This is a genomic window from uncultured Enterovirga sp. (genome assembly GCF_964242715.1).
GTDB lineage: Bacteria > Pseudomonadota > Alphaproteobacteria > Rhizobiales > Beijerinckiaceae > Enterovirga.
Map to the genome: position 1 here is coordinate 26,103 of NZ_CAXTAZ010000053.1, position 8,175 is coordinate 34,277.

Genomic DNA, 8,175 nt, shown 5'->3' on the forward strand with positions numbered 1-8,175 from the left:
CCCGATGGCTGTCGTCGCCATCGTGGGTCGCCCGAATGTCGGCAAGTCGACGCTGTTCAACCGGCTCGTCGGCCAGAAGCTCGCGCTCGTGGACGACCGCCCGGGCGTGACGCGCGACCGGCGCGAGGGCGAGGCGAATCTCGCCGGGCTCGCCTTCACGATCATCGACACGGCGGGGCTCGAACAGACGGAGGCCGGCTCGCTCTCCGATCGCATGCAGCGCCAGACGGAGACCGCGATCGAGGATGCCGACCTCGTCCTGTTCATGATGGATGCGCGGGTCGGCGTCATTCCGGACGACCGCACCTTCGCCGAACTCGTGCGGCGCGCCGACAAACCCGTGATCCTGCTCGCGAACAAGGCAGAGGGCCGCGGCGGCATGTCCGGCGCCTATGACGCCTTCTCCCTCGGGCTCGGCGATCCCGTCCCGATCTCGGCCGAGCACAACGAGGGACTGCGCGACCTCTTCGACGCGCTGCTGCCCCTCATCGGCGACGAGGACGGCACGGAGGACCGCCGCGACAAGCCGCTCAAGGTCGCGATCGTCGGGCGGCCGAATGCCGGCAAGTCGACCCTCGTCAACCGGATGCTCGGACACGACAGGCTCCTGGTCGGTCCCGAAGCCGGCATCACGCGGGACACGATCTCCGTCGAATGGCGCTGGCGCGACCACCCGATCCGGCTCTTCGACACCGCCGGCCTCCGCAAGCGCGCGCGGGTCGAGGACAAGCTCGAGAAGCTCTCGGTCGCCGACGCGCTCCGGGCCGTGCGCTTCGCCGAGGTGGTGGTCGTACTGCTCGACGCCACAATCCCCTTCGAGAAGCAGGATCTCACCATCGTCGACCTGATCGAGACCGAGGGCCGCGCCCTCGTGCTTGGCCTGAACAAATGGGACCTCGTCGCGGACCAGCCGGGCCTGCTGAAAAATCTCCGCGAGGAGGCGACCCGGCTCCTCGCCCAGGTGCGGGGCGTTCCCGTCGTGCCGCTCTCGGGTCTGGCTGGCGAGGGCATCGACCAGCTCATGGCGGCCGTCGTCGGCGCGGCCGAAACCTGGAGCCGGCGTGTCTCCACCGCCCGGCTGAACAGCTGGCTCGAAGAGGCGCTCTCCGCGCATGCTCCACCGGCCGTCTCCGGCCGCCGCATCAAGATCCGCTACATGACCCAGGTGAAGGCTCGGCCGCCGCATTTCGCGCTGTTCGGAAACCAGCTCGACGCCCTGCCGCGCTCCTATACCCGCTATCTCGTGAACGGGCTTCGCGAGACCTTCGACCTTCCGGGCGTGCCGATCCGGCTGTCCTTCCGGACCGGCAAGAACCCGTTCGAGGGCCGCAAGAAGGAACGGGATTGACGCGGAGGGATGCGGCAGTCCGAATAGCGATCCGAACGGGGCCGGCCCATGGCGACCGCGATAACACAGCCTACCGGTAGCTCCCTGATCGAGTTCCTGCGGGAGCTCTACGAAGGCCGCACCGAGCGCGCGTTCCGCTTCCGCTACGGGCTGCTCGTCTTCGACGTCTCGACGATCCTGTTCATCATCGGCTCGTCGTTTCTCGAGCGCAGGCCGATCCTGACCGTGATCGACGTCGTGATCGGCGTCCTGGTCGTCGCGGACTTCTCGGCCCGGTTCGCCATCAGCCGCCAGCGCTGGCGGGACCTCAGGCGTTTTTCGACCTGGGCCGACATCGCCGCCATCATCTCCTTCCTCGGCCCGCTCGTCGGCGAGGGCGCCGGGTTCATCCGCATCCTGAGGACTCTTCGCCTGCTGCGGACCTACGAGGTCATGGAGCGGCTGCGGCAGGACAGCGCGCTCTATCGCGCCAACGAAGAGGTGGTCCACGCCGTCGTGAACCTCTTCGTCTTCATCTTCGTGATGACGGGCCTCGTCTACGCCACCCAGCATCGCTCGAATGCGGGCATCCACAATTACGTCGACGCGCTCTATTTCACCGTCACGTCGCTGACGACGACCGGCTTCGGCGACATCACCCTTCCGGGGACGACCGGCCGCTTGATCTCGGTCGTCATCATGATCTGCGGGGTGACGCTGTTCCTCCGCCTGGCCCAGGTGCTGTTCCGGCCGCACAAGGTGAATTTCGACTGTCCGACCTGCGCCTTGATGCGGCACGACGAGGACGCGGTGCATTGCAAGGCGTGCGGCACCGTCCTCCGCATCCCCGACGAGGGCCGTTGAGCTGAGGCTAGGCAGCAGGTCGCACGATCCGCCGCGGGACGAGCACGGCTGAAAGCCGGCCAGGGGGATTGCCCGCTACCGCGAGCGCGACCATTCTGCGCGGCAGGGACAAGCAAGGGACGTCGCCATCGCAGTGCGGCGCCCGACCCGGGAGGACAGCGATGCCGTGTGCGCTTCGATCCATCGCGCTCGCCGCGTGCCTGGCCGTATCCGGCGCAGGCCAGGCCCGCGACTTCCGCTCTTCCGACGTTCACCCGGCGGATTACCCCACCGTCGAAGCGGTAAAGCGTATGGGCGAGGTGGTGAAGGCCGAGAGCAAGGGCCGCCACGGGATCCGGGTTTTCCCGAACGGCGTCCTCGGTACGGAGCGCGACGCGATCGAGCAGATCAAGATCGGCGCGCTCGACATGATGCGGATCAATGCGGCGGCGCTGAACAACGTGGCGCCCGAGACGGTTGTGCCGTGCCTCCCTTCGTGTTCCGATCCAAGGACCACATGCGGGCGAGCCTCGACGGCCCGGTCGGTGACACGATCCTGGCCGCCATGGAGGCGCACGGGATGGTCGGCCTCGCCTTCTACGATAGCGGCGCGCGCTCCATCTACACGTCTAAGAAGGCCGTCCGGACGCTGGCCGACATCAAGGGCGCGAAGGTCAGGGTCCAGCCCTCGGACCTGTTCGTCGCCATGGTCGAAGGGCTCGGCGCGAACCCGACGCCCATGCCCTATGGCGAGGTCTACACGGCGCTGAAGACGGGCATCGTGGACGCGGCCGAGAACAACGTCCCGTCCTACGAATCGTCGCGCCATTTCGAGGCCGCTAAATTCTACTCGCTGACCGAGCACTCCATGTGCCCGGAGGTCCTCCTCTTCTCGAAGAAGATCTGGGACGGGCTGTCGGCGGACGACCGGACCCTCATCCGAAAGGCAGCGAAGGATTCCGTCCCGTTCATGCGGAAGCTCTGGGACGAGCGGGAGGCGAAGGCGCAGGCTGCCGTCGAGAAAGGCGGCGCCCAGATCGGCACGATCGAGAACCGGCAGGCTTTCATTGAGGCGATGCGGCCGGTCTATGCGCGGTTCGCGAACACGCCGGCGCTGCAGGCGCTCGTGCAGCAAATCCAGGCGGCGGGGGCCAGCCAGTAGACTCGGCGCCAGGCGTTCGCTGCGTGTCGAACATCCACGGCCCTGATCCCTCCTTTGAGGGGAGGGCCGGGTCGGCGAAGCCGAACCGGGGTGGGGTGAGCCTGGCCGGGTGTCCCCACCCGGCTCGCGTTGAAGCACGAACCCGCCCTCGCCTGCACGGGAAGGATCGGCGGCGCGGACGCGTTCGAGGGCCCTTTGCATGAGCACGGAACTCGATCCTCACGTCGAGGACATCCTGCACGACCAGGATCGGAAGCCGCCCCTGACCGGTCCGCTCACCCGTTTCAACCAGGTCGTCGCGCGCTGGGGCATGTATGTCTCGGTCGCGGGTCTCCTCACGATCGTGTCGATCGTCGCCTACCAGGTCTTCGGGCGCTACGTGCTGAACTCGTCCCCGAGCTGGACCGAGAGCCTGGCCCTCGTGCTGATCCTCTACGTCACGCTGATCGCGGCCGCGGTCGGCGTGCGGGATGCCGGCCATATCGGGATGGACTCGCTCCTCGCTCTCGCCCCCGATCGTCTTCGCGAGAGGCTGGAACTCGCGATCCATGCGCTGGTCCTGCTGTTCGGGCTGGCGATGGCCTATAACGGCTGGATCCTGGGCCAGTCGGTTGCGGCCTACCGGATCCCGAATCTCGGCATATCCGAGGTGGCCCGCTACGTGCCGCTCGCGCTCTCCGGGGTCCTGATCGCGCTCTTCTCGGTCGAGCACATCCTCGCACTGCTCCGCGGCGCGGAGGTCGAGCCGGCATGGCACTGACGGTCCTCGGCCTGTCATTCTTCGGCTTCTTGGCGCTCGGCGTTCCGGTCGCCTTCGCGATCGGGCTCTCGGCGCTCTGCGCCATCCTGGTCGAGGGCCTGCCGGTCGCGGTCGTGTTCCAGCAGATGATGTCGGGGATGAACGTCTTCTCGTTCCTGGCGATCCCCTTCTTCGTCTTCAGCGGCGAACTGATGCTGCATGGCGGGATCGCGGACAAGATCGTGGCGGCGGCCCGCAGCATGGTGGGTCACATCCGGGGCGGCCTCGGCATGTCGAATGTCGTCGCCTGCACGCTGTTCGGCGGCGTCGCGGGCTCCCCGGTCGCGGACGTCTCGGCGATGGGGGCCGTGATGATCCCGATGATGAAGCGGGAGGGCTACCACGCCGACTACGCCGTCAACGTCACGACGCACGCCTCGCTCGTCGGCGCGGTCATGCCGACCAGCCACAACATCGTCATCTACGCGCTGGCCGCGGGCGGGAAGGCGTCGATCGGCGCCCTGATCCTCGCGGGCCTGCTCCCGGCTCTGCTCCTCACGGTCTGCAATCTCGCGGCGGCCTACGGGGTCGCGGTCAAGCGAGGCTACCCCGCCCTTCCGTTTCCCGGCTGGCCGGTCGTCTGGCAAACCGTCGCGGCCGCCATCCCCGGCCTCTTCGTGCTCGTCATCATCCTCGCGGGCATCCTGTCCGGGGTGTTCACGGCGACCGAGGCCGCGTCCTTCGCCGTCACCTACTCGATCCTCCTCACCTTCTTCCTCTACCGGACGATGACGTGGGCCAAGTTCATGAAGGCGGCCGCCAAGGCCGCCAAGACGACCGGCGTCGTTCTTCTCCTGATCGGCGTCTCGACGATGTTCCAATACCTGATGGGGCTCTACGAAGTCGCCGACATGACGGGCAAGGTGATGGCCGGCATCTCGACCGAGCCGTGGGTCGTGTTCCTACTGATCAACGTGATCCTGTTCGTCCTCGGCACGTTCATGGACATGGCGAGCACGATCCTGATCTGCACGCCCATCTTCCTGCCAATCGCGATGACCTTCGGCATGGACCCGGTGCAATTCGGGATGCTGATGCTGATCAATTGTGCGCTCGGCCTGAATACGCCGCCGGTGGGCACGACCCAGTTCATCGGCTGCGCGATCGGCGGCGTATCCGTGGGCGAGGTGATGCGCTCGATCTGGCCGTTCTACGGGGCGCTGATCGCGGCGCTCATGCTCGTCACCTACGTGCCGGCCTTCTCCATGTGGCTGCCCGGGCTCGTGTCGCGCTGACGGCGCCCGCGCTACGACGCGGGCGGAACGAGCCCGCGGTCGGTCGCGAAACGGGCGAGCCCGTCGAAGATCGCGACGAGCGTCGGAACCGCGTCGACGATCTCGTTGATCGCGGATGCCTGCTTGGCCGAGTTGTCCGGGTAGACATGCGCGATCCGGTTCCTGGCCTTGACCACCGCGTTGACGTCCAACGACGGATCCAGAGCGCCGAGCTTCTCGGCGAGGTCGAGGGCGTCGCGTCTCGATCGCCGGGACAGGTCCTCCTTCTCGGCGATCAGGATGGCGCGGAGGAGATGATCGTTCACCAGCACCGTCAGGTTCGCGAACCGGAGGATGAAGGCGTCGACCATCTCAGCCTCGGCCGGGCTCTGAGCCGCGAGAACCGCCGAGGTCATCGGCAGCCTTGGTCGAAGCTTGTCGAGCGAGGCGAGGAGGTTGCGACGTAACCTCTCTCCGGACCTGACCAGATCGGTCAGGATCGCCGCTTCGGCTTCCGGGGTCGTCACAGCACGACACCTTCGTTGAACGCGATGTGATCGATGGGCCTGAACGGCTCTCCGGGCGCGAGCAAGAGGATGTCGACCCGGCGCTCCCCGATCATGTCCTCCAGGTCGCGCCTGAAGTCGCTCTCATGATGCCAATGTGCCCGTTCCGGGCTTTCGGCGATGACCTGGAGATCGATGTCGCCGCCGCGCAAGTGATCGTGGACGCGCGACCCGAAGAGGCGGACGGTCGCGCCCGCGCCGAAATGGCGGGCCACGCACGCCTTGATGGCGGTGATCTCGTCGGGCGTCAGGCGCATGCCCGCAAGGTGGCGGCCCTCGCCGCCCTGTTCAAGCCGGCATCTGCGGCGTCAGCATCCGATCGGTTGGAAAGTCGTAGAGCTTCCCGCTCTCCTGCCAGTCCGGCGCGGCGAAGCGGAGGAGATGCGGCGCGAGGTCCTCGGGCGTGCGGAGTGTCTCGGGGTCCTCGCCCGGCATCGCGGCCGCCCGCATGCGGGTCCGGAGCGGGCCGGGATTGACCATCGTCACCCGGACGGGCGTCGTCGCGGTCTCGGCCGCGTAGGTGCGGGCCAACGCCTCGAGCGCGGCTTTCGAGACGGAATAGGGCCCCCAATACGCGCGGCAGGAATGGGCCGCGCCCGAGGACAGGAAGATGGCCCGGGCCGAGTCGGACGCCCGGAGAAGCGGGTCGAGGGAGCGGATCAGGCGCCAGTTCGCCGTGACGTTCACGGCCATCACGTCGTCCCAGGTTTTGGGGTCGTAATGGCCCAGCGGCGCCAGCCCGCCGAGGAGCCCGGCATTGGCCAGCAGAATGTCGAGCCGGCCCCAGCGCTCGTGCAGGGACGCGCCCAGGCGGTCGAGCGCCTCGTAATCCTTGAGGTCGACCGGCACCAGCGTCGCCGTCCCGCCTTCGCCCTGGATCTCGTCGTCGAGTTCCTCGAGCGCGCCCTGCGTGCGGGCGAGCGCCACGACATGCGCGCCGGCGCGGGCCAGCGCCACCGCGGCTGCCCGACCGATTCCGCGGGACGCGCCGGTGACGACCGCGACGCGGCCTTGGAGTGAGGTCATGTGCGCGTCAGCGATGTTGGAGCGGGATACGTGATTCGAGGCTCGCCTTCGGCTCGAGGTGCCCGGCGCAGCCGGGCCTCGAAGGACGCACGACGATCGGGATCGTTGCGCCTCAACCCGCCTCGGCCAGGAGCGAGATCTGTTTCGAAGCTTCGCTCTGATGGTCGGTGATCGGGGTCGGGTAGTCGCCGGTGAAGTAATGGTCGGTGAATTGCGGCAGGGCGTCGTTGCGGCCCGGCTGACCGAGCGCGCGGTAGAGGCCGTCGATCGACAGGAAGGCGAGGCTGTCGACGCCGAGATATGCCGTCATCTCCTCGACCGACATGCGGGCGGCGAGCAGCTTATCCTCGGTCGGCATGTCGATGCCGTAGTAATCGGCGAATTTGATCGGCGGGCACGCGATGCGGAAATGCACCTCCCGCGCGCCCGCCTCGCGCATCATCGCGACGATCTTGCGTGAGGTCGTCCCGCGCACGATGGAATCGTCGACTAGTACCAGCCGGCGACTCTCGATGACGGCGCGGTTGGCGGAGTGTTTCAGTCGAACCCCGAGCTCGCGCACGGATTGCGTCGGCTGGATGAAGGTCCGGCCGACATAATGGTTGCGGATGATGCCGAGCTCGTAGGGGATGCCGGAGGCCTGGCTGAACCCGATCGCGGCCGGCACGCCCGAATCCGGCACCGGCACGACCACGTCGGCTTCGACGGGCGATTCCGCCGCGAGCGTCGAGCCGATCCGCTTGCGGACCTCGTAGACATTCTGCCCGCCGACCACCGAATCCGGACGGGAGAAATACACATACTCGAACAGGCACGGCCGCGGCCGCAGGGCCGGGAAGGGACGCTGGCTCTCGACCCCCTCGGGTCCGACCACGACGATCTCGCCATTCGCGACGTCGCGCACGTGGCGCGCGCCGATGATGTCGAGGGCGCAGGTCTCGGAGGCGAGGATCGGACAGCCGTCGAGTTCGCCGAGGACGAGGGGCCGGATGCCGAGCGGATCGCGGGCGCCGATCAGCTTCTTGTTCGTCATCCCGACGAAGGCATAGGCGCCCTCGACCTGGGAGAGCGCGTCGGTGAAGCGGTCGATGAAGCGGTTGCGGCGGGACCGCGCGACGAGATGCAGGATCACCTCCGTGTCGGAGGTGGCCTGGAAGATGGCGCCGTCGCCGATGAGCTTGCGCCGGAGCGTCAGGCCGTTCGAAAGGTTGCCATTATGCGCGACCGCGAAGCCGCCG

General features: G+C 67.7%; 8 protein-coding genes and 1 pseudogene. 5 read left to right on the forward strand and 4 right to left on the reverse strand.

The annotated features are described in order from the left end of the window. Positions 1-4: 4 nt before the first annotated feature. The 5 genes and pseudogenes from der to ACFE87_RS20570 all read left to right on the forward strand — a co-directional run bounded on the left by der (position 5) and on the right by ACFE87_RS20570 (position 5,366). Positions 5-1,348, forward strand: coding sequence for a ribosome biogenesis GTPase Der (der, locus tag ACFE87_RS20550; RefSeq protein WP_375461523.1), 1,344 nt, complete (start codon positions 5-7; stop codon positions 1,346-1,348). Between the two features lie 48 nt (positions 1,349-1,396). Next, a complete protein-coding gene (locus ACFE87_RS20555) occupies positions 1,397-2,191 on the forward strand; it encodes a potassium channel family protein (protein ID WP_375461524.1) in 795 nt (264 codons plus the stop codon). Between the two features lie 161 nt (positions 2,192-2,352). Next, positions 2,353-3,332 (forward strand): annotated as a pseudogene (locus ACFE87_RS20560) (TRAP transporter substrate-binding protein). 199 nt (positions 3,333-3,531) lie between these two features. After that, on the forward strand, positions 3,532-4,092 hold the full coding sequence (locus tag ACFE87_RS20565; protein ID WP_375461525.1) for a TRAP transporter small permease: 561 nt from the start codon (positions 3,532-3,534) through the stop codon (positions 4,090-4,092). Further along, on the forward strand, positions 4,083-5,366 hold the full coding sequence (locus ACFE87_RS20570) for a TRAP transporter large permease (RefSeq protein WP_375461526.1): 1,284 nt from the start codon (positions 4,083-4,085) through the stop codon (positions 5,364-5,366). The genes ACFE87_RS20565 and ACFE87_RS20570 overlap by 10 nt, the downstream gene beginning before the upstream one ends. An 11-nt stretch (positions 5,367-5,377) precedes the next feature. On the opposite strand, the gene ACFE87_RS20575 is transcribed toward ACFE87_RS20570, so the two are convergent. The 4 genes from ACFE87_RS20575 to purF form a co-directional block, all read right to left on the reverse strand. Then, positions 5,378-5,872, reverse strand: coding sequence for a hypothetical protein (locus ACFE87_RS20575; RefSeq protein WP_375461527.1), 495 nt, complete (start codon positions 5,870-5,872; stop codon positions 5,378-5,380). Next, on the reverse strand, positions 5,869-6,168 hold the full coding sequence (locus ACFE87_RS20580) for a nucleotidyltransferase domain-containing protein (protein ID WP_375461528.1): 300 nt from the start codon (positions 6,166-6,168) through the stop codon (positions 5,869-5,871). The genes ACFE87_RS20575 and ACFE87_RS20580 overlap by 4 nt, the downstream gene beginning before the upstream one ends. 31 nt (positions 6,169-6,199) lie before the next feature. Further along, positions 6,200-6,937, reverse strand: coding sequence for an SDR family NAD(P)-dependent oxidoreductase (locus ACFE87_RS20585; RefSeq protein ID WP_375461529.1), 738 nt, complete (start codon positions 6,935-6,937; stop codon positions 6,200-6,202). A 112-nt stretch (positions 6,938-7,049) separates the two neighbouring features. Further along, the coding region (gene purF / locus ACFE87_RS20590) for an amidophosphoribosyltransferase (protein WP_375461530.1) at positions 7,050-8,175 on the reverse strand (1,126 nt) is incomplete at its 5' end.

Bases quoted from the DNA above. Each gene is read 5' to 3' on its own strand.
- der (WP_375461523.1), top strand. From the start codon at position 5: ATGGCTGTCGTCGCCATCGTGGGTCGCCCGAATGTCGGCAAGTCGACG.
- ACFE87_RS20555 (WP_375461524.1), top strand. From the start codon at position 1,397: ATGGCGACCGCGATAACACAGCCTACCGGTAGCTCCCTGATCGAGTTC.
- ACFE87_RS20565 (WP_375461525.1), top strand. From the start codon at position 3,532: ATGAGCACGGAACTCGATCCTCACGTCGAGGACATCCTGCACGACCAG.
- ACFE87_RS20570 (WP_375461526.1), top strand. From the start codon at position 4,083: ATGGCACTGACGGTCCTCGGCCTGTCATTCTTCGGCTTCTTGGCGCTC.
- ACFE87_RS20580 (WP_375461528.1), bottom strand. From the start codon at position 6,168: ATGCGCCTGACGCCCGACGAGATCACCGCCATCAAGGCGTGCGTGGCC.
- ACFE87_RS20585 (WP_375461529.1), bottom strand. From the start codon at position 6,937: ATGACCTCACTCCAAGGCCGCGTCGCGGTCGTCACCGGCGCGTCCCGC.